This window comes from Burkholderia sp. AU28863 (genome assembly GCF_002223195.1).
GTDB classification, from domain to species: domain Bacteria; phylum Pseudomonadota; class Gammaproteobacteria; order Burkholderiales; family Burkholderiaceae; genus Burkholderia; species Burkholderia sola.
In genome coordinates this window covers 2,075,516-2,095,866 of sequence record NZ_NKFE01000005.1, presented here as the reverse complement: position 1 = coordinate 2,095,866, position 20,351 = coordinate 2,075,516, and the positions used below count along the sequence as shown (strand labels likewise).

General features: G+C 67.5%; 20 protein-coding genes. 6 read left to right on the top strand and 14 right to left on the bottom strand.

Annotated features, from left to right (window positions below; translation table 11 throughout):
• Nucleotides 1–18: 18 nt before the first annotated feature.
• The 7 genes from otnI to CFB81_RS26020 all read right to left on the bottom strand — a co-directional run bounded on the left by otnI (nt 19) and on the right by CFB81_RS26020 (nt 7,193).
• Entirely contained in the window at nt 19–795 is a 777-nt protein-coding gene (gene otnI / locus CFB81_RS26050; protein WP_089436976.1) for a 2-oxo-tetronate isomerase, read from the bottom strand.
• A 75-nt stretch (nt 796–870) separates the two neighbouring features.
• The gene (locus CFB81_RS26045) at nt 871–2,196 is read right to left on the bottom strand and encodes an MFS transporter (protein WP_089437146.1); all 1,326 of its coding nucleotides are present in this window, start codon (nt 2,194–2,196) and stop codon (nt 871–873) included.
• Between the two features lie 128 nt (nt 2,197–2,324).
• Complete coding sequence (locus tag CFB81_RS26040; protein WP_069618282.1) at nt 2,325–2,963, bottom strand: aldolase; 639 nt, start codon at nt 2,961–2,963, stop codon at nt 2,325–2,327.
• Nucleotides 2,960–4,258, bottom strand: coding sequence for a 3-oxo-tetronate kinase (gene otnK / locus CFB81_RS26035; protein WP_089436975.1), 1,299 nt, complete (start codon nt 4,256–4,258; stop codon nt 2,960–2,962). The genes CFB81_RS26040 and otnK overlap by 4 nt, the downstream gene beginning before the upstream one ends.
• Before the next feature lie 19 nt (nt 4,259–4,277).
• Nucleotides 4,278–5,168, bottom strand: a complete 891-nt coding sequence (ltnD, locus tag CFB81_RS26030; protein ID WP_069618284.1) for an L-threonate dehydrogenase — start codon at nt 5,166–5,168, stop codon at nt 4,278–4,280.
• A 59-nt stretch (nt 5,169–5,227) separates the two neighbouring features.
• The gene (locus CFB81_RS26025) at nt 5,228–5,932 is read right to left on the bottom strand and encodes a FadR/GntR family transcriptional regulator (RefSeq protein WP_069618287.1); all 705 of its coding nucleotides are present in this window, start codon (nt 5,930–5,932) and stop codon (nt 5,228–5,230) included.
• A gap of 187 nt (nt 5,933–6,119) precedes the next feature.
• A complete protein-coding gene (locus tag CFB81_RS26020; protein WP_069618288.1) occupies nt 6,120–7,193 on the bottom strand; it encodes a GlxA family transcriptional regulator in 1,074 nt (357 codons plus the stop codon).
• A 286-nt stretch (nt 7,194–7,479) separates the two neighbouring features.
• On the opposite strand from CFB81_RS26020, the gene CFB81_RS26015 reads away from it, so the two are divergent.
• From CFB81_RS26015 to CFB81_RS25990, 6 genes are read left to right on the top strand one after another with little or no spacing between them, the layout of a single operon-like run.
• The gene (locus tag CFB81_RS26015; protein WP_011694831.1) at nt 7,480–8,865 is read left to right on the top strand and encodes an L-serine ammonia-lyase; all 1,386 of its coding nucleotides are present in this window, start codon (nt 7,480–7,482) and stop codon (nt 8,863–8,865) included.
• A 15-nt stretch (nt 8,866–8,880) separates the two neighbouring features.
• Nucleotides 8,881–10,125, top strand: coding sequence for a sarcosine oxidase subunit beta family protein (locus tag CFB81_RS26010; protein WP_034204196.1), 1,245 nt, complete (start codon nt 8,881–8,883; stop codon nt 10,123–10,125).
• 21 nt (nt 10,126–10,146) lie between these two features.
• Nucleotides 10,147–10,461 carry a sarcosine oxidase subunit delta gene (locus tag CFB81_RS26005; protein ID WP_089436974.1) on the top strand — a complete coding sequence of 105 codons (315 nt, stop codon included), beginning with the start codon at nt 10,147–10,149 and terminating at the stop codon, nt 10,459–10,461.
• Nucleotides 10,458–13,469 carry a sarcosine oxidase subunit alpha family protein gene (locus tag CFB81_RS26000; RefSeq protein ID WP_069618286.1) on the top strand — a complete coding sequence of 1,004 codons (3,012 nt, stop codon included), beginning with the start codon at nt 10,458–10,460 and terminating at the stop codon, nt 13,467–13,469. The genes CFB81_RS26005 and CFB81_RS26000 overlap by 4 nt, the downstream gene beginning before the upstream one ends.
• Nucleotides 13,459–14,091: a sarcosine oxidase subunit gamma gene (locus tag CFB81_RS25995; RefSeq protein ID WP_089436973.1), complete on the top strand. Its 633-nt coding sequence runs from the start codon at nt 13,459–13,461 to the stop codon at nt 14,089–14,091. The genes CFB81_RS26000 and CFB81_RS25995 overlap by 11 nt, the downstream gene beginning before the upstream one ends.
• Nucleotides 14,088–14,528, top strand: a complete 441-nt coding sequence (locus CFB81_RS25990; RefSeq protein WP_069617272.1) for a dihydroneopterin aldolase — start codon at nt 14,088–14,090, stop codon at nt 14,526–14,528. The genes CFB81_RS25995 and CFB81_RS25990 overlap by 4 nt, the downstream gene beginning before the upstream one ends.
• 182 nt (nt 14,529–14,710) lie before the next feature.
• Here the strand turns inward: CFB81_RS25990 and CFB81_RS25985 are convergent, their stop codons facing one another.
• The 7 genes from CFB81_RS25985 to CFB81_RS25955 all read right to left on the bottom strand — a co-directional run bounded on the left by CFB81_RS25985 (nt 14,711) and on the right by CFB81_RS25955 (nt 20,218).
• Nucleotides 14,711–15,124: a lysozyme inhibitor LprI family protein gene (locus tag CFB81_RS25985; RefSeq protein WP_089436972.1), complete on the bottom strand. Its 414-nt coding sequence runs from the start codon at nt 15,122–15,124 to the stop codon at nt 14,711–14,713.
• Nucleotides 15,125–15,127: 3 nt separating this feature from the next.
• The gene (locus tag CFB81_RS25980; protein WP_069621779.1) at nt 15,128–15,820 is read right to left on the bottom strand and encodes a lytic transglycosylase domain-containing protein; all 693 of its coding nucleotides are present in this window, start codon (nt 15,818–15,820) and stop codon (nt 15,128–15,130) included.
• Nucleotides 15,821–15,977: 157 nt separating this feature from the next.
• Nucleotides 15,978–16,373 (bottom strand): NAD(+)--rifampin ADP-ribosyltransferase, encoded by a 396-nt coding sequence (gene arr, locus CFB81_RS25975; protein ID WP_089436971.1) that lies wholly within the window; start codon nt 16,371–16,373, stop codon nt 15,978–15,980.
• Nucleotides 16,374–16,405: 32 nt separating this feature from the next.
• A complete protein-coding gene (locus CFB81_RS25970) occupies nt 16,406–17,173 on the bottom strand; it encodes an ABC transporter permease (RefSeq protein WP_089436970.1) in 768 nt (255 codons plus the stop codon).
• Nucleotides 17,170–18,123 (bottom strand): ABC transporter ATP-binding protein, encoded by a 954-nt coding sequence (locus CFB81_RS25965; protein ID WP_069621776.1) that lies wholly within the window; start codon nt 18,121–18,123, stop codon nt 17,170–17,172. Before CFB81_RS25965 ends, CFB81_RS25970 begins: the two co-directional genes overlap by 4 nt.
• Entirely contained in the window at nt 18,120–19,298 is a 1,179-nt protein-coding gene (locus CFB81_RS25960; RefSeq protein WP_089436969.1) for an ABC transporter permease, read from the bottom strand. The genes CFB81_RS25965 and CFB81_RS25960 overlap by 4 nt, the downstream gene beginning before the upstream one ends.
• On the bottom strand, nt 19,295–20,218 hold the full coding sequence (locus tag CFB81_RS25955) for an ABC transporter substrate-binding protein (protein ID WP_069621774.1): 924 nt from the start codon (nt 20,216–20,218) through the stop codon (nt 19,295–19,297). Before CFB81_RS25955 ends, CFB81_RS25960 begins: the two co-directional genes overlap by 4 nt.
• Nucleotides 20,219–20,351 lie beyond the last annotated feature (133 nt).

The following is a 20,351-nucleotide window of genomic DNA, read 5'->3' as shown; positions in this document are numbered from 1 at the left end:
CTTTGAGGAATGCTTGAATTACAGGTACGGCCTGATCCAGCCCAGGCCTTCCGACGTGCCGGCCTTCGGACGATATTCGCAGCCGATCCAGCCGTCGTAGCCGAGCGCGTCGATCAGCGCGAACAGATACGGGTAGTTGAGTTCGCCGACGTCCGGCTCGTGGCGTTCGGGCACGCCCGCGATCTGGATATGACCGATGCCCGCGAAATCGCGCTTGAGCTTCATCGCGAGATCGCCTTCGACGATCTGGCAGTGGTAGCAGTCGAACTGCACCTTCAGGTTCGGCGCGCCGACTTCCGCGCGGATCGCCTGCGCGTCGTCCTGGCGGCTCAGGAAATAGCCGGGCATGTCGCGCTGGTTGATCGGCTCGATCAGGATCGTGACGCCGTGCGCGGCGGCGGCCTGCGCCGCATGACGCAGGTTCGCCAGATACGTGTCGCGATGGCGTGCGCGGTCGGCGCCCGGCGGCACCATGCCGGCCATCACGTGCAGTTTCTTGTTGCCGAGCACGCGTGCATAGTCGAGCGCCTGGCCGATGCCGCGGCGGAATTCGTCCTCGCGGCCCGGCAGCGATGCGATGCCGCGCTCGCCCGCGGCCCAGTCGCCCGGCGGCGCGTTGAACAGCGCCTGTTCGAGGCCGTGCGCGTCGAGGCGCGCGCGAATGTCCTCGGCGGCGAAGTCGTACGGGAACAGGTACTCGACGGCCTTGAAGCCGTCGCGGGCGGCAGCGGCGAAGCGGTCGAGAAACGCATGCTCGGTGTACATCATCGAGAGGTTGGCGGCGAAGCGTGGCATGGCAGCGGGTCCTGTGTATGAATGGGGCGGAGCGCCGTGCGCCCCGCGTCGAATGATGAATCGGCCAGCGGCGGATCAGCGGTTCACGAGCTTGGGCGGCGTGAGCCACACGGCGATCGCGCCGATCACCAGCATCGCGGCGAGCACGTACATGCCGGACGCGGTGCTGTGCGTGGCGTCCTTCAGGTAACCGATCACGTACGGGCTCGCGAAACCGGCGAGGTTGCCGACCGAGTTGATGATCGCGATCCCGGCCGCGGCGGCGGAGCCCGCGAGGAACGCGGTCGGCAGCGACCAGAACAGCGGGGCGCAGGTCAGCACGCCGCCTGCCGCGAGCGACAGGAACACGATCGACACCGCCGTATTGTGCGAGTACGACGCGGCGACCGCAAACCCGACCGCGCCCATCAGCGCCGGCACGATCAGGTGCCAGCGACGTTCGCGGCGCTTGTCCGCACTGTGGCCGAACAGGTTCATCACGACGATCGCGACGACGAACGGAATCGCGGACAGCAGGCCGATCTGCAGCGTGTCGGTGATGCCGGTCGATTTGACGAGCGTCGGCATCCAGAACGTGAGCCCGTACTGGCCGGTGACGAACGCGAAGTAGATCAGCGACATCCACCACATGCGCGGGTCCGAGAACACGGCCTTCAGCGAATGGCCGTGCTGCTGCTGTTCCTGCGGTTGCGCGGCGATTTCGTCCTCGAGCAACTGCTTCTCGCGCTCGTCGAGCCATTTCGCGCCGCGGATGTTGTTGTCGAGATACAGGATCGTCGCGATGCCGACGAGCACGGCCGGCACGGCTTCGATCATGAACATCCATTGCCAGCCGTGGAAGCCCGAGCCGCCGTGGAAGCGCTCCATGATCCAGCCCGACAGCGGGTTGCCGAAGATGCCCGACACCGGAATCGCGGACATGAACACCGCGATGATCTTCGCGCGGCGATGCGACGGGAACCAGTACGTGAGGTACAGGATCACGCCCGGATAGAAGCCGGCTTCCGCGAGCCCGAGCAGGAAGCGCAGCACGTAGAATTGCGTCGGCGTCTGCACGAACGCGAACAGCGCGGACAGCAGACCCCACGTGATCATGATCCGCGCGATCCAGATGCGCGCGCCGATGCGGTGCATCAGCAGGTTGCTTGGCAGTTCGAACAGAAAGTAGCCAAGAAAGAAAATCCCCGCGCCGAGGCCGAATACGGTTTCGCTGAACGCGAGATCCTGCGACATCTGCAGCTTGGCGAATCCGACGTTCACGCGGTCGAGATACGCGACCACGTAGCAGAGCATCAGGAACGGCACGATGCGCCAGAACACTTTCCTGTAGGTGCGGTCGAGTTCGCTTGATTGGGCGGCCGCGGCGGGCGAGCGGCTTGCGGCCGCGTCGAGAGCAGTCATCGTCGTCTCCAATGATGTCATGTGCCGGCGGCGCGTACGCCGCCGGTCGTGTGTGCTGACGGAAAGGCCCGCGCACACGGCGGGCATGAAAATCGGTACGTACTACTGCGTGATCAGGTCGCGACGCGTTACCAGCGCGCGCCGAAGCTCTGGCGCAGTTCGTCCAGCGCGGCGTCGGACAGCGGTTCGGGCTTTGGCTGGGTCATCAGCCACAGCCGCGCGGTTTCCTCGAGCTCCTCGAGCGCATATGACGCGTGCGAGACCGACGGTCCCCACATCACGGGACCGAGGCGATCGAGCAGCACGCCGCGCACCCGGTCGGCCAGCGCCGCCACTTCGGCCGCGACGGCCGGGTCGCCGGGGCGGCGGTAACGGATCAGCGGAATGTGGCCGACCTTCATCACGTAGTACGGCGTGATCGGCGGCAGCACGTCGGTGTCGCGCCACACGCCCGCGAGCGTCAATGCGACGAGATGCGTCGAATGCGTGTGGACGACGCCATGCGCCTCTGCGTTGCGCGCGTAGATACCGCGATGCAGCGCGAGCGTCTTCGACGGCTTGCCGCCCGATACGGGCTGGCCGTCGGCGCCGACCTTCGCGATGTCGTTCGGATCGAGCCGGCCGAGGCAGGCGTCGGTCGGCGTGATCAGCCAGCCGTCGTTCAGGCGGGCGCTGATGTTGCCGGCGCTGCCGACCGCATGGCCGCGCGCATACAGGCTCGCGCCGACCACGCAGATCTCTTCGCGCAGTTTTGCTTCGTCGCTCATCGTGCGGCTCCGTCCAGCGCGCGCAGCGCCTTGTCGAAAAAGTCCGTGGTGCCGAAGTTGCCGGATTTCAGCGCGAGGCCGAGCGGCTGTGTATCGATCGTGGCCGTGGCCGGCACGCCCGGATCGATCTGCGCGCCGATCTGCAGCGACTTCACGTCGAGCGCCTGCACGACCGCGCCGGACGTCTCGCCGCCGGCCACGACGAACTTGCGCACGCCGAGTTCGCGCAGCCCGCGGGCGATCGCCGCGAGCGTGCTTTCGACGAGATGACCGGCCGCGTCGACGCCGAGCGCCTGCTGCACGGCCTTCACTTCGTCGGGCGTCGCGGTCGCGTAGATCAGCACGGGCTGCGGCAGGTGCGAGCGGGCAAAGGCGAGCGCCTGCTCGACGACGGGCTCGCCGCGCGAGGCTGCGAGCGGATCGATGCGGAAGCTCGGCCGCGTCGCGCGCCACGCGGCGACCTGCGCGTTGGTGGCCTTCGATGCACTGCCGGCGAGCACGGCCGACAGGCCTTCGATGCACGGCAGCGACGCCGCGTTGTCGCGCTCGGGCAACTGCTCCGCGCGGCGGAAATTCGCCGGCAGGCCGAGCGCGATGCCCGATCCGCCGGTGACGAGCGGCAGGCCCGCGCACGCTTCGCCGAGGACGTAGAGGTCGCGGTCCGACAGCGCGTCGGCGATCGCGACGCGCGCGCCCTCCGCGCGCAGCTGGTCGATCCGCGCGCGCACGGCGGCCGCGCCGAGCGCGATCGTGTCGTAGCGAATCAGGCCCACCGGGGACCTCGTCTGCCGTTGCAGCACGCGCACGAGGTTCGCGTCCTTCATCGGTGTGAGCGGGTGATGCTCCATCCCCGATTCGTTCAGCAGCACGTCGCCGACGAACAAATGGCCGCGATAGATCGTGCGGCCGTTCTCGGGGAACGCCGGGCACGCGATCGTGAAGCCGCCGCCGGCCGCGTCGAGCAGTGCGTCGGCCACCGGCCCGATGTTGCCCGCGTCGGTCGAGTCGAACGTCGAGCAATACTTGAAGAAGAACTGGCGGCACCCTTGTGCGCGCAACCATTCGTATGCGGCGAGAGATTGCGCGACGGCGTCGGCGGCGGGGATCGTGCGCGACTTGAGCGCGACGACGATCGCGTCGGCGTCGACGATCGTGTCGGCCGCGCCGTCGGCGGGCACGCCGATCGTCTGCACGGTGCGCATGCCGCTCTTGACGAGCATGTTCGCGAGATCGGTCGCGCCGGTGAAATCGTCGGCGATGCAGCCGAGCAGGGGACGGGAAGCGGAAGCGGTCATGGCAGGCACGTCGTTCGAATCAGCGGGCGGGCGGCAGCGTGATGCCGGGGAAAGTCTTGATCACGGCGGAATCGTCCTCGCCGCCGTGGCCGGCGCTCGACGCGCTCATGAACATCTGGTGCGCGGTGGCGGAGAGCGGCAGCGGGAATTTGCTGCGGCGCGCGGTATCGAGCACGAGGCCGAGATCCTTCACGAAGATGTCGACGGCCGACAGCGGCGTGTAGTCGCCGTTCAGGATGTGCGGCACGCGGTTCTCGAACATCCACGAATTGCCCGCGCTGTGCGTGATCACGTCGTACAGCGCGTCGGCATCGACGCCTTCGCGCAACCCGAGCGCCATCGCTTCGGCGGCGGCCGCGATATGCACGCCGGCCAGCAACTGGTTGATGATCTTCACTTTCGAGCCGATGCCGTGCGCATCGCCGAGACGGTACACCTTGCCGGCGATCGCGGCGAGCACGTCCTCGCAGCCTGCATAGGCGGCTGCCGGGCCCGACGTCATCATCGTCATCTCGCCGGAAGCCGCGCGCGCGGCGCCGCCCGACACGGGCGCGTCGAGCATTTGCAGGCCGGCCGCTTCGACGCGTGCGCCGAGCGCGACCGCGAATTCGGGCGCGACGGTCGCGCTCGCGATCACGACGCCGCCCGGCTTCATCGCCGCGACCGCACCGTGTTCGCCGAACAGCACCGTTTCGGTTTGCGCGGCATTGACGACGAGCGTGACGACGACGTCGCACTGCGCGCCGAGTTCGGCCGGCGTCGCGCACGCGATGCCGCCTTCGGCGGCGAACGCCTGCAGCACGGTGTCGCGCACGTCGCATGCGTGGACGCGCAGGCCGGCGCGCAGCAGCGAGCGTGCGACGCCGAGGCCCATCGCGCCGAGGCCGATGACTCCAACATTTCGTGACATGGTCAACCTTGATCGATTCGAAAGAGGGTTCGGGACAACGGCGGCGGGCGCCGCCGGCTTCAGCAGATGCCGGCTTCCGCGAGACGGCGGGCGGCGTTGTACATGTGCGTGCGCGCCGCGTTGCGCGCGGCCATCGGGTCGCGTGCGCGGATCGCGTCGGCGATCGCCGCGTGCTCTTCGCGCACCTGCCGCGAGAAATCCTCGCGCGTCGCTTCGTTGCTGCGCGTGACCTTCACGCCGGCTTCGAGGTACTGGTTCAGGAACTGCAGCGTCTTCAGGAAATACGGGTTGCCGGTGACGGCCGCGATCGTGCGGTGGAACGCGACGTCCTCCGCGACGCCGTCACGCCCTTCGGCCACCGCTTGGTCGATCTTGCGCAGCGCGTCGTCGATGTCGGCCATGTCGTCGGCGGTGTGGTGCAGCGCGGCTTCGGCCGCGACTTCCGCCTCGATCGCGCGGCGCACCGCGAGCAGATGCGGCAGCGAGCTCGCCTCGACGGCTTCCGCGTAGTCGATCCGCAGCGGACGGATCGCGCCGTGCTGGTTCACGAATACGCCGCTGCCCTGGCGCGGCTCGACCACGCCTTCGTTCTTCAGCCGCGAAATCGCCTCGCGGATCACGGTACGGCTCACGCCGAATTCCTGCGCGAGCACGGCTTCGGTCGGCAGCTTGCCGGTGGCCGAGAAGCTGCCCACTTCGATCTGCTTGAGCAGTTGCTGCGCGACGTGGTCGCTCATCGCACGGGCGGGAATTTTCTCGAACATGATGCTCATGTTTGTAAGGTGATGTGGTCATCATACAAATTTGAGCGAGCATCAGCATCCGGGATAACCCTCGTTCAAGGAGTGCAACGTCGGCTAAATTGATTGGAACCGGTTCCAAAAGAATCGAAACCGACGCGAACGGTGTCGTTCTGCAGTCGGTCAGGGGAGGGTGGGCCGCCCGGGCCCGTCAGTCGGCGATGTCCTCGACGGCGTCGGCCGACGGATCGTGCATCGCGGCCACTTCGGCCACGTCGCCGCCGCGCTCGCGATACGTCGCCGGCGGCACGCCGAACTGCTTGCGGAATTCGCGCCCGAGGTGCGACGCATCGGCGAATCCGCAGCTCGACGCGATATCGGCGACCGTGCGGTCCGAACTCGTCAGCAGCCACGCGGCCGTACGCAGCCGCACCTGCTTCGCGAATGCCTGCGGGCTCCTGCCGGTCTCGGCCTTGAACAGCCGTTCGAGCTGCCGCGTCGACAGGTCGAGCTTGCACGCGAGTTCCTCGAGCGGCAGCGCACGCCCCACATGCTGTTCCATCAGAAGAATCGCGCGCTTGACCTTCGGGTGCGTCGCCGGCTCGAGCCCCGGCGGATGCGGCTGCGGCGCATTGCCTTTCTGCATCTCGCCGACGAGCAGGATGCGCAGCGCCTTCTGCACGGTCGCGTGATCGAAATGGCGCAGCAGGATCGCGGCGGCGACGTCGATCGACGCACGGCCACCCGAGCACGTAATCCGGCGCCGGTCGATCACGAACAGCCGGTCGGCGATCAGCAGGTCGGGATCGGCGGACGGAAAGCGCTCGATGAAATCCCAGTAATGGAACCAGCTCACGCAGGTGCGGTAGCCGTCGAGCACGCCGGCGCGCATCAGCGTGAACACGCCGGTGCAGATGCCGACGACCGTCGCGCCGCCCGTCGCCGCGCGGCGGATGAAATCGAGCGTTTCAGGGCCGGCCTGCGGCCCCGAATGCAGCAGCCCGCCCACCACCACCACATAGTCGAACGGCTCGGCCGCGTCGAACGTCTCCCACGGCGTGATCTGGATCCCGCAGCTCGCGCGCACCGGCGCGAGCGTGTCGCCGATCACGCTCCACGCGCAGCGCACGGGCTTGCTGTAGTCGCCGTCGTCGGCCGACAGCCGCAGCATGTCGACGAAGCCGGAGAAGGCCGTCAGCGTGAAGTTCGGCAGCAGCACGATGCCGAAGCGGATGCGCCGCGGCGCGGGTTCTGCGAGGGGGGAAGCGGGTACGTCGGGGGTCATCGCGGCCAATCTCGTCACGCCGGGCAGGCGGTCTCACTCGTTTCACACTGTTTGCGGGTTGCGGCTGCCGGAGGCGGCGCGGATGCAGCCAGCGTCGCCGATCGGCCGCGGCCGGACTTGTGGTTTTTCGTCGCGAACCATCGCCAAAACGCACTTTCGGGCCGGCCGGCACGGCGCTTGGCGGTGGTATCCCACGCCGATGCCGTTTTTGTTCTATCGGCCGATTTTACGCTTTGATGTACTGGTGCCCAACGACATTTCACGCATGCAACCCAAAGGAAGCCAGATGAACGTCAGCGCGTTCGACCTGTTCAAGATCGGCATCGGCCCGTCCAGTTCGCATACGGTCGGCCCGATGATCGCCGCGTGCCGCTTCGCGTCGCACGTCGAGGACGCGAACCTGCTCGGCTTCGTGCGCCGCGTGCGGGTCGAGCTGTACGGCTCGCTCGGCGCGACCGGCAAGGGCCACGGCACCGACAAGGCCGTGCTGCTCGGTCTCGAGGGCCACCTGCCGGACACGATCGATCCGGACCTGATCGAACCGCGGCTCGCCGCGATCCGCGCGGAGAAGTCGCTGTCGCTGCTCGGCAAGCAGACGGTGCGCTTCGACGAGAAGGAGCACATCGGCTTTTATCGCAAGCTGATGAGCGGCACAAGCATCGTGCACCCGAACGGGATGCGCTTCCAGGCATTCGACGAGCACGGCCAGCTGCTGGTCGAGAAAGAGTATTACTCGGTCGGCGGCGGCTTCGTCGTGAACCGCGATGGCGATCGCGTGAACGGCGTGCGGGCGGCGGTCGAGGTGCCGTATCCGTTTCGCACCGGCGACGACCTGATGCGCCAGTGCCGCGAACACGGGTTGTCGATCGCCGAACTGATGCTGCGCAACGAATGCGCGCTGCGCCCCGCCGACGAAGTGCGCGCCGGGCTGCTCGCGATCTGGCGCACGATGGCCGCCTGCGTCGAGCGCGGCTGCAAGGTCGAGGGCGACCTGCCGGGGCCGATGCGCGTGAAGCGCCGCGCGGCCGAGCTGAACGGCCGCCTGCGTTCGCGTTCCGAAGAGTCGCTGCGCGACCCGCTGTCGATGCTCGACTGGGTCAACCTGTATGCGATGGCCGTCAACGAAGAGAACGCGGCCGGCGGCCGCGTCGTCACCGCGCCGACCAACGGCGCGGCCGGCGTGATCCCCGCGGTGCTGCACTACTACGTGAAATTCGTGCCGGGCTCGAACGAAGCCGGCATCGTCGAATTCCTGCTGACGGCCGCCGCGATCGGGATCATCTACAAGGAAACCGCATCGATCTCCGGCGCGGAAGTCGGTTGCCAGGGTGAAGTGGGCGTCGCGTGCTCGATGGCCGCGGCCGCGCTCGCCGCGGTGATGGGCGGCACGCCGGATCAGGTCGAGAACGCGGCCGAGATCGGCATGGAGCACAACCTCGGGATGACTTGCGACCCGGTCGGCGGGCTCGTGCAGATCCCGTGCATCGAGCGCAACGCGATGGGCGCGATCAAGGCGCTGAACGCGTCGCGCATGGCGCTCAAGGGTAACGGCCAGCACTACGTGTCGCTCGATTCGGTCATCAAGACGATGCGCGAGACGGGTGCCGACATGAAGACGAAATACAAGGAAACGTCGCGCGGCGGCCTCGCCGTGAACGTCATCGAATGCTAACGAAGGATCACTAACATGAGCCGCTACTCGATATTCAGCCTGTTCCGCAACGGCCTCTCGTATCACGAGAACTGGGAAAAGCAGTGGAAGAGCCCGGAACCGAAGAAGGAATACGACGTCGTGATCGTCGGCGGCGGCGGCCACGGCCTGGCGACCGCGTACTACCTCGCGAAGGAGCACGGGATCACGAACGTCGCGATCCTCGAGAAGGGCTGGATCGGCGGCGGCAACACCGCGCGCAACACGACGATCGTGCGCTCGAACTATCTGTGGGACGAATCGGCCGCGCTGTATGAAAAAGCGATGAAGCTGTGGGAAGGGCTGTCGCAGGATCTCAACTACAACGTGATGTTCAGCCAGCGCGGCGTGATGAACCTCGCGCACACGCTGCAGGACGTGCGCGACACCGAACGCCGCGTGAACGCGAACCGGCTGAACGGCGTGGACGCCGAATTCCTGACGCCCGCGCAGATCAAGGAAATCGAGCCGACGATCAACCTGAACAGCCGCTACCCGGTGCTCGGCGCATCGATCCAGCGCCGTGCGGGCGTCGCACGCCACGACGCGGTGGCCTGGGGCTTCGCGCGCGGCGCGGACCGCGCCGGCGTCGACATCATCCAGAACTGCCAGGTGACGGGCATTCGCCGCGAAGGCGGCGCGGTGGTCGGCGTCGACACGGTGAAGGGTTTCATCAAGGCGAAGAAGGTCGCGGTGGTCGCGGCCGGCAATACGACGACGCTCGCCGACATGGCCGGCATCCGCCTGCCGATCGAAAGCCACCCGCTGCAGGCGCTGGTGTCCGAGCCGATCAAGCCGGTCGTGAACTCGGTGATCATGTCGAACGCGGTGCACGCGTACATCAGTCAGTCCGACAAGGGCGACCTCGTGATCGGCGCCGGTATCGACCAGTACACGGGCTTCGGCCAGCGCGGCAGCTTCCACATCATCGAAAGCACGCTGCAGGCGATCATCGAGATGTTCCCGGTGTTCTCGCGCGTGCGGATGAACCGCCAGTGGGGCGGCATCGTCGACGTGTCGCCGGACGCGTGCCCGATCATCACCAAGACCGACGTGAAGGGCCTGTATTTCAACTGCGGCTGGGGCACCGGCGGCTTCAAGGCGACGCCGGGCTCGGGCTGGGTATTCGCGCACACGATCGCCCGCGACGAACCGCATCCGCTGAACGCGCCGTTCGCGCTCGACCGCTTCTACACGGGCCACCTGATCGACGAGCACGGCGCTGCCGCCGTCGCGCACTAACCGCACTGAGGAGAAGGAAACATGTTGCTGATCGAATGTCCGTGGTGCGGGCCGCGCGCCGAATCCGAGTTCACGTGCGGCGGCGAAGCCGACATCGTGCGTCCGGTGGCGAACGAGACGATGACCGACCGCGAATGGGGCGAATACGTGTTCATGCGCGAGAACAAGCGCGGGCTCCACAAGGAGCAATGGCTGCACACGCAGGGCTGCCGCCGCTGGTTCAAGGTGACGCGCGACACGGTCACCTACGATATCAAGGGCTACGAAAAGTTCGGTGGGGCTGCCGTCAGCGGCGCCGCTGCCGGCAACGCACACGAAGAGGGCACGAGCAAATGAGCCAGAAAGACCGCCTCGGCACCGGTGGCCGAATCAATCGCGCGATTCCGTTGACGTTCACGTTCAACGGCCGCACGTACCAGGGCTTCCAGGGCGACACGCTCGCGTCCGCGCTGCTCGCGAACGGCGTGCACTTCGTCGCGCGCAGCTTCAAGTACCACCGTCCGCGCGGGATCGTGACGGCGGACGTCGCGGAGCCGAATGCCGTCGTGCAGCTCGAAACCGGCCCGTACACCGTGCCGAATGCGCGCGCGACCGAGATCGAGCTGTACCAGGGGCTCGTCGCGACGAGCGTGAACGCCGAGCCGACGCTCGAGAACGACAAGTACGCGATCAACCAGAAGTTCTCGCGCTTCATGCCGGCCGGGTTCTACTACAAGACGTTCATGTGGCCGCGCAACATGTGGCCCAAGTACGAAGAGAAGATCCGCGAAGCGGCCGGTCTCGGCAAGGCGCCCGAGGTGCTCGACGCCGATCGCTACGACAAGTGCTACGCGCACTGCGACGTGCTCGTGGTCGGCGGTGGCCCGTCGGGCCTCGCCGCCGCGCATGCGGCCGCCACGGCCGGCGCGCGCGTGATCCTCGTCGACGACCAGCGCGAACTCGGCGGCAGCCTGCTGTCGTGCCGCGCGGAGATCGACGCGAAGCCCGCGCTGCAGTGGGTCGAGAAGATCGAGGCCGAGCTGCGCAAGCTGCCCGACGTGACGATCCTGTCGCGCAGCACCGCGTTCGGCTATCAGGACCACAACCTCGTGACGGTCACGCAGCGCCTGACCGATCACCTGCCGGTGTCGATGCGCAAGGGCACGCGCGAGCTGCTGTGGAAGGTCCGCGCGAAGCGCGTGATCCTCGCGACCGGCGCGCACGAGCGGCCGATCGTGTTCGGCAACAACGACCTGCCGGGCGTGATGCTGGCGGGCGCGGTGTCGACCTACGTGCATCGCTTCGGCGTGCTGCCGGGCCGCAACGTGGTCGTGTTCACGAACAACGATCGTGCGTACCAGACCGCGCTCGATCTGAAGGCGTGCGGCGCGAAGGTGACGGTCGTCGATTCGCGCGCGTCGTCGAACGGCGCGCTGCCGGCGGCGGCCAAGCGGCAGGGCGTGACGGTGATGAGCGGTGCGGTCGTTACGGCTGCTTCGGGCAAGTGGCGCGTATCGTCGGTCGACGTCGCGTCCTACTCGAACGGCCAGACCGGCGGCAAGCTGCAGACGCTGCCGTGCGACCTCGTCGCGATGTCGGGCGGCTTCAGCCCGGTGCTGCACCTGTTCGCGCAGTCGGGCGGCAAGGCGTGCTGGAACGACGAGAAGGCGTGTTTCCTGCCGGGCAAGCCCGTGCAGGCGGAAGCGAGCATCGGTGCGGCGGCCGGCGAATTCGGGCTCGCCCGTGCGCTGCGCCTCGCGGTCGATGCAGGCGTGGAAGCGGCGAAGGCGGCGGGCTTCACGGCCGCGCAGCGCCCGGCCGCACCGCAGGTTGCCGAAACCGTCGAAGGCGCATTGCAGCCGTTGTGGCTCGTCGGCAGCCGCGAGGCCGCCGCGCGCGGACCGAAGCAGTTCGTCGATTTCCAGAACGACGTCGCGGCGGCCGACATCCTGCTCGCGGCGCGCGAAGGCTTCGAATCGGTCGAGCACGTGAAGCGCTATACGGCGATGGGCTTTGGCACCGACCAGGGCAAGCTCGGCAACATCAACGGGATGGCGATCCTCGCGGGCGCGCTCGGCAAGACGATCCCGGAAACGGGCACCACGACGTTCCGCCCGAACTACACGCCGGTGTCGTTCGGCACGTTCGCGGGCCGCGAGACGGGCGATTTCCTCGACCCGATCCGCAAGACGGCCGTGCACGAATGGCACGTCGAGCACGGCGCGATGTTCGAGGACGTCGGTAACTGGAAGCGGCCGTGGTATTTCCCGAAGAACGGCGAGGATCTCCATGCGGCCGTGAAGCGCGAATGCCTCGCGGTGCGCAACAGCGTCGGCATCCTCGACGCGTCGACGCTCGGCAAGATCGACATCCAGGGTCCGGACGCGGTGAAGCTGCTGAACTGGATGTACACGAACCCGTGGAACAAGCTCGAAGTGGGCAAGTGCCGCTACGGGCTGATGCTCGACGAAAACGGGATGGTGTTCGACGACGGCGTGACCGTGCGCCTCGCCGACCAGCATTTCATGATGACCACCACCACCGGCGGCGCGGCGCGCGTGCTGACGTGGCTCGAGCGCTGGCTGCAGACCGAATGGCCCGACATGAAGGTGCGGCTCGCGTCCGTCACCGATCACTGGGCGACGTTCGCGGTGGTCGGCCCGAAGAGCCGCAAGGTCGTGCAGAAGGTGTGCCAGGACATCGACTTCGGCAACGACGCGTTCCCGTTCATGAGCTACCGCAACGGCACCGTCGCCGGCGCGAAGGCGCGCGTGATGCGGATCAGCTTCTCGGGCGAGCTGGCCTACGAAGTGAACGTGCCGGCGAATGCGGGCCGCGCGGTGTGGGAAGCGCTGATGGCGGCCGGCGCCGAGTTCGACATCACGCCGTACGGCACTGAAACGATGCACGTGCTGCGCGCGGAGAAGGGCTACATCATCGTCGGTCAGGATACCGACGGATCGATCACGCCGTTCGACCTCGGGATGGGCGGGGTCGTCGCGAAGTCGAAGGACTTCCTCGGCAAGCGCTCGCTGTCGCGCTCGGATACCGCGAAGGAAGGCCGCAAGCAGTTCGTCGGCCTGCTGACCGAAGACGAACAGTTCGTGCTGCCGGAAGGCGCGCAGATCATCGCGAAGGACACGCAGGTGTCGGCAACGGATCCGACGCCGATGATCGGCCACGTGACGTCGAGCTACTACAGCCCGATCCTGAAGCGCTCCATCGCGCTCGCGGTCGTGAAGGGCGGCCTGAACAAGATGGGCGAGAGCGTCGTGATTCCGCTGGCCAACGGCAAGCGCATCACCGCGAAGATCTCGAGCCCGGTTTTCTACGATACCGAAGGGGTGCGTCAGCATGTGGAATGAAACGAGAAACCAGACGCAGGTGGCGGGCGCGGGCGGCGTGACGCTTGAATCGCCGTTCGTCGGCGCGGCCGACGTGCTGAAGCCGCACCAGGCGCGCGCTTCGAAGAAGTTCACGCTGCGCGAGCGGCCGTTCCTCGATCTCGTCAACGTGCGCGGCGAGTTGAGCGATCCGGCATTCGTCGCCGCGTTCGAGCGCGTGGTCGGCTGCCGGCCGCCCGCGGAGCCGAACACGGTGGCGCGCGGCGCCGAGTACGACGTGCTGTGGCTCGGCCCCGACGAATGGCTCGTGCGGTCGAACGGGCCGGTTCAGGCCGGCGTGCTCGAAGCGAAGCTGGCGGAGGCCGTGCAGGGCTTGTACGCAGCGGCCGTCGACGTCGGCAGCGGCTACACGGTCGTCGAGATCACCGGCGAACGCGTGCGCGACGTGATCGCGCGTGGCTGCCCGCTCGATCTGCATCCGCGCGTGTTCAAGCCGGGCCAGTGTGCGCAATCGCATTACTTCAAGTCGCCGATCACGCTGATCCCGACCGGCGACGACACGTTCGAGATCGTCCTGCGCCGCAGCTTCGCCGACTATTTCGTGCGTATCATGCTCGACGCCGCGGCGCCGCTCGCATCATGAAGCCGTTCGACGAACCGTTCGTGGCGATCGACGCGCCGCGCCTGCGCGGGCGCGGCTGGAGCGTGTTCGTCGACGAACTGAAGGTGCCCGCGCGGATCGGCATTCATGCGCACGAGCATGAAGCGCCGCAGCCGATCGTGATCGATGCGCGGCTCGGGTATCGCTGCGAGCCGAGCGAGCAGGGCGAGTGGATCGACTACGACGGGTACTGCGCGCGCGTCGCGTCGTTTCTGTCGCACAAGCCGCATACGCGGTTGCTGGAGACGCTCGTTGCGGATATCGCGGTGCTGTCGTTTCGCGAATGGCCGGCGCTGGAGTCGCTGACGCTGTCGGCGTACAAGCCGAAGATCCGGCCGGGGACGAAGCGCGTGGGTGTGTCGCTCGACTGGACGCGCGGGGATTACCTGCGGTGGACAGGGGCGGCGGGGCAGTTGTGATTGGAGGGGGCCGGATCAGGGCACGAGGGAGGTGATCCGGCGATTCCATGGGGCGGCGGCGCGAATGCGCCGCCGCACTCGTTTACAGTTCCTGAAATATGAGAATAATGGGTCAACGCTGGCCTTTGGCGTGTTTTATTCCTGAAACATCGGAATAATTGGCGATATGGCATGGCCGGCGGTCAGTTCGGCTGCGTCAGTTGCGCTTCCCACTTCTTCAGGATGCGCACGCGTGCCTGACTGAAATCCACCCAACAGTTGAGCCAGGCGTCACTCGGAATCGTCTGCTGCGGATTGGCGGTCTTCACGTAGTCACAAGTATCGCCGGCAAAGCCGGCCCAACTCGTCTGCGATTTCGCGAGTCGGGCGGCAGCGTCGGGATTGCGTTGGCGCAGCTTGCGCGCCAGCGACCGGTACGCGCTGTCGACTTGCTGCTGCTGATCGAGCACGCAGCGTCGCACGGCTTCCATCGTCGGCCCTGCCTGTTCGCAGTCGACGACAGCGAAAGCCGATACAGGGCCGGCCGACAGCGCGACCATGGCGAACAGCCGGGCCGCGCAGCGTCGGGCCGGAGCCGTGCGAACGCGGGTACCCATTGCTTACTTCGCGTTGCGGTTCGCGGCCGGCGCCGCTGACGGATCGCTGACCGGCACCATGTGCGCCTTTGCGTTGTTCGCATCGTTCGCGGTATTCGCGCTTTTCGCATCGTCATCGGGTTCGAGCACGAACCGGAACGAATCGACCCGCTGCATCACTTTTGCCGCATATGCGCTGGATCCACCGCTATAGCTTTTCAGTCCGGCCTGCACGTTGCCGCCGGCCGCCTTCACATAGCCGGACAGGATCCGCGAGCCGACCTCGACGTTCGCATTCGGCTCGGTCAGGTCCTTCACGTCGCGCAGCATGCCGCGGTGCGCGGACGGCACGACCTGCATCAACCCGGTCGCGCCATGCTGGCCGCGCGCCTTTTCCTGGAAGCGCGATTCGATCGAAATAATCGCGTAAACGAGTGCCGGCGGCAGCGAATATTTCGTGGCAGTGACGCTCACGATATCGGCGAGCTTCGCGGCCTTTTCTCTTGCGACGCCGAATTTCTTCGTCAGGTAGGACGTGATCCGGCGGTTTGCTTCGTTGGGCTGATCGTTGGCGTTCGCGAGCGGCGCGGACGCGACAGTCGGCGCCGATGCCAGTACGTCGGGCGCGGAGGCAGGCAATGCGGGCGTCTGCTGCGCCGCGGCCTGTTGCGCAATGCCGAGCGAAAGCACGATCAGCCAGAAGAACCGTCGTCGCATGGTCGAGTGCGGGGAAATGGGAGGCGCATAGTATATCGGCCAATCGCGGAAGACGGTCGAGCGCCAGCTCGAATGAAAGCGATGTGTAGGCTTGTGACGTCCGCAACGATCGACGCGCCGATCGTTGCGCGGACACGCATCGGAGTCCGGACGAACGCTAGTTGATGATCTCGCCGATGCCGGTTTCGATGCGGATTCTGAGCTGCTGGATGAACGCCGGATCGTACGGTTCCCAGCTATCGAGTTCGCCGACGATCCTCAAAGGCGATGTGCTTCGATACGATCGCGTCGGATTGCCCGGGAATTTCTTGTCCGTGACGTTCGGGTCGTTTTCGAACTCGCCGGTGGGCTCGACGATGTAGACGCGCGGCGGGCCATCGCCCTTGGCCATCTCCGCAGCCAGGCCGGCGCCTTTGGGCAGGGCCGTGAAGTAAATGTGATTCATCACGACGTCATCCCGATAATTCGATCTGAAGCCTGCCGTCAGCAAGTCGCCGATCCGCAAATCCGCTTTCGTGCCATGAAAAAACGGGCCGGTGTCCAGGGCAGCCATGGTGTCTCCTTCGAAAAATGTCGCAACGGCTTCTACGCGCGCCGCGCGCTCGCCACCCGCGCGATCGCGCCGATCGCATCGCTGACGAGCACCGCGAGCAAGCCGACGATCACGCCGCCTTGCAGCACGAACGCGGTGTTCGATGTCTGCAGGCCCGCGATGATCACGTCGCCGAGCCCGCGCGCGGCGACCGTCGAGCCGATCGTCGCGGTGCCGAGATTGATCACGACCGCGAGGCGGATGCCGTTGACGATCACCGGAAACGCGAGCGGCAGCTCGACGGATACCAGCTGCTGCCAGCCGCCCATCCCCATCCCGCGCGCGGCGTCGACGACGTCGCGCGGCACGTCCTCGATCCCTGCGATCGTGCTTTCGAAAACCGGCAGGAGTCCGTACAGCACGAGCGCGATCAGCACGGGCTTCAAGCCGAAGCCAACGGCCGGCACGGCCAGCGCGAGCACGGCGACCGGCGGGAAGGTCTGGCCGATGTCGACGACGCTGCGCGCGACCGGCAGGAAATCCGCGCCGAACGGCCGCGTGACCGCGATGCCGGCCGCGACCGCGACGATCGTGCCGATCAGGCTCGACAGTGCGACCGTGCCGAGATGCGCAAGCGTGAGATCGAGCAGGCTCGCGCGATCGTAGATCACCGGCGCGCCGTTGTCCGCGAACGGCGCGAACACGCCCTGCAGCCAGACGGGGCGCAACAGCAGCACGAGCAGCAGCGCGAGCGCCGCCGCGCGGGCGACGTACGCGGGAAGCGAAGACCGCTTGGGTCGCACGTTGCCGCGCGTCGTCATGCGGGCTGCCTCGCGTGCGAGCGGATCGCGTCGAGCGTGATGCGGCGGGGGCCGTGCGCGTGCTGATTGCCGTTGGCCGTATCGTCGACGGGCAGCGCATCGACACCGCGCCACAACAATTCGGACACCGCATCGCGCAGCGTGCGCGTCGCCGCGATCGGTTCGCCGTCCGCATGGCCGGGTTCGGCCACGGCGTCGATCGGCGTGAGCGCGAGCAGGCGCAGCGGCCGGTCGACGCCCGCGACGAGCTGTTCGACGACACCCGCCGCCGGCTTGCCGAGAATCTCGGCCGGCGACGCGACCTGCAGCAGCCGGCCGCCGTCCATCACCGCGATCGTGTCGCCGAGCTTCAGCGCTTCCTCGATATCGTGCGTGACGATCACGACCGTGATGCCGAGGCGGCGCTGCAGCGCGAACAGGTCGTCCTGCGCCTTGTTGCGGATGATCGGATCGAGCGCGCCGAACGGTTCGTCCATCAGCAGCATCGCGGGCTCGGCCGCAAGGGCGCGCGCCACGCCGACGCGCTGCTGCTGGCCGCCCGACAGTTCGTGCGGGAGCTTGCCTGCGAATTCGGCCGGCGCGAGATGGAACAGGTCGAGCAGTTCGTTCACGCGCGCGTCGATGCGCTCGGCCGGCCAGCCGAGCAGGCGCGGCACGGTCGCGATGTTGCGCGCGACGCTCCAGTGCGGAAACAGCCCGTGCCCCTGGATCGCATACCCGATGCCGCGGCGAAGTTGCTCGGGCGCGACGCTCGCCGTATCGACGCCGTCGATGCGAATCGTGCCGCTGGTCGGCGCGATCAGCCGGTTGATCATGCGCAAGAGCGTCGACTTGCCGCTGCCCGAGGCGCCGACGAGCGCGGTGATCGTGCCGCGCTGCATCGTCAGCGATACGTCGTCGACGGCGACCACGTCGCCGAAGCGTTTGCCGACTCGTTCGATCTCGATCATCCTGCACGCCCTTTCGCGAGCGACGTCGCGGCTTCGAACACGACCGCGGCCGCCAGTGCGAGCGCGATCGTCGGAATCGCGCCGAGCAGCACGAGATCGGCGGCCGATTGCCCGATCCCCTGGAAGATGAAGGTGCCGAACCCGCCGCCGCCGATCAGCGCGGCCACCGCGGTCAGCCCGATGTTCTGCACGAGCACGATGCGCACGCCGCTCAGGATCACCGGCAGCGCGAGCACGAGATCGACCCGCAGCAGCCGCTGCGCGCGCGTCATGCCCATCGCGCGCGCGGCTTCGGTCACGTGCGGCGGCACCTGTTCGAGCCCGACCACGACGCTCGATGCGATCGGCAGCAGCGAGTAGAGGAACAGCGCGAGCACGGCCGGCGCGACGCCGATGCCGCGGATGCCGAGCGCGGCCGCGAGCGGCACGTGCGCGGCGAGCAGGCCGAGCGGCGCCATCATCAGCCCGTACATCGCGATGCTGGGGATCGTCTGCACGATATTGAGGACGGGCATCGCGACGGTGCGCACCGTCGCGATGCGCGCGCAGGCGATACCGAGCGGCACGCCCGCGACGAGCGCGGCGGCGACCGAGCCGCCCGCGAGCGACACGTGACGGATCGCCTCGCGCCAGAAATCGTCGCTGCGCACCGCGTATTCGCGCATCACCGAGAGGCCGTCCCACCAGCCGCTCGCGAGCGGCACGGAAACCGCTGCTATCGCGACGGCGAGCGCGGCGAGGCGCCGCCACGGGCCGAACGCGAGGCGCGCGAGCGCGTCGGCGATCAGCACGGCCCACGCGAACAGCAGCAGCCAGACGCCGGCGTCGGGCGACACGCGGGCCAGCATGTCGTCGGGTGCGACGACGTGCGTCGCGGCCGCGCCGACCGCATACGCAAGTGTCGCGAGCCCCGCGCAGCCGGCCGCGAGCCGCCACGCGGGACGGCTCGCCGTCGTCGCCCACAGCGCGCCGACGGTCCATAGCGCGGCGAGCACGGCGCCCTGTATCGGCGGCAGCGCGGCGAGCACCGACAGTCCGGTGCCGGCCGCGATCCGGTTCGGCCGCAGCACCGCGAACGACAGCCCGAACACCGCGACGAGCGTCAGCATGCCGATCAGGATGCCGACCTTGTCGAGCGTGACGCGCCGCGCGGACGCCGCCGCGCGCGCCGTCATTTCACGAAACCCTTCGCTTTCAGGTAGCTTTTCGCGACGCCGGCCGCTGGCTCGCCGTTGAGCTGGATGCGGGCGTTCAGCGATTGCAGCGTCTTCAGGTCGAGGCTCGCGAACACGGGCTTCAGCAAGTCGGCGATCTGCGGATGCGCTTTCAGCGCGGCTTCGCGGATCACCGGCGCCGGCGCGTAGACGGGCTGCACGTGCTTGTCGTCGTCGAGCACCGCGAGGCCGCTCGATGCGATGCCGCCGTCGGTGCCGTAGACCATCGCGGCGTTCACGCCGTCGGTCTGGTTCGCGGCGGCCTTGATCGTCGCGGCCGTGTCGCCGCCGGAGAGCACCACGAGCTGCTCGGGCTTCAGCTTGAAGCCGTACGCTTTTTCGAACGACGGCAGCGCGGACGCGCTGTTCACGAATTCGGCCGACGCCGCGAGCTTCACCTTGCCGCCGCCGGCGACCCACTTGCCGAAGTCGGAGAAGGTCTTCAGGTGCTGCGACTGCGCGACGGGCGCGAGCAGCGCGACGCCCCAGGTGTTGTTCGCGGGCGCCGGTGCGAGCCACACGAGATGGTTCGCCGCGTAGTCGAGCTTCTTCGCGGTGTCGTAGCCCTGGCTCGCGTTCTTCCACACAGGATCGTCGGCCTTGTTGAAGAAGAACGCGGCGTTGCCCGTGTATTCGGGGTAGAGGTCGATCTCGCCGCTCGTGAGCGCCTTGCGCACGATCGGCGTCGTGCCGAGCGCGATCTTCTCGGTGACGGGAATGCCGTGGGCTTTCAGCACCTGTGAAATGAGGTTGCCGAGCAGGTTGCCTTCGGTGTCGATCTTCGACGACACCACGACGGGCGTGTCGGCGTGCGCGCCGGGCGCGACGATCGCGGCGGCGAACGCGAGGCCCAGGATCCGGGCGGGCAGGGCGAGCTTCATCGGGGCCAATCTCCAGGACGGGGGCGTACGCCGAAAGTTACTTGACTGAGCGGGCTTTGGCAAACCGCGTGCGGCGGCGTGTCCACAGCCGGTGTGGGGATAACCCGCAACCGTCGTACGCGCTTGTTACACT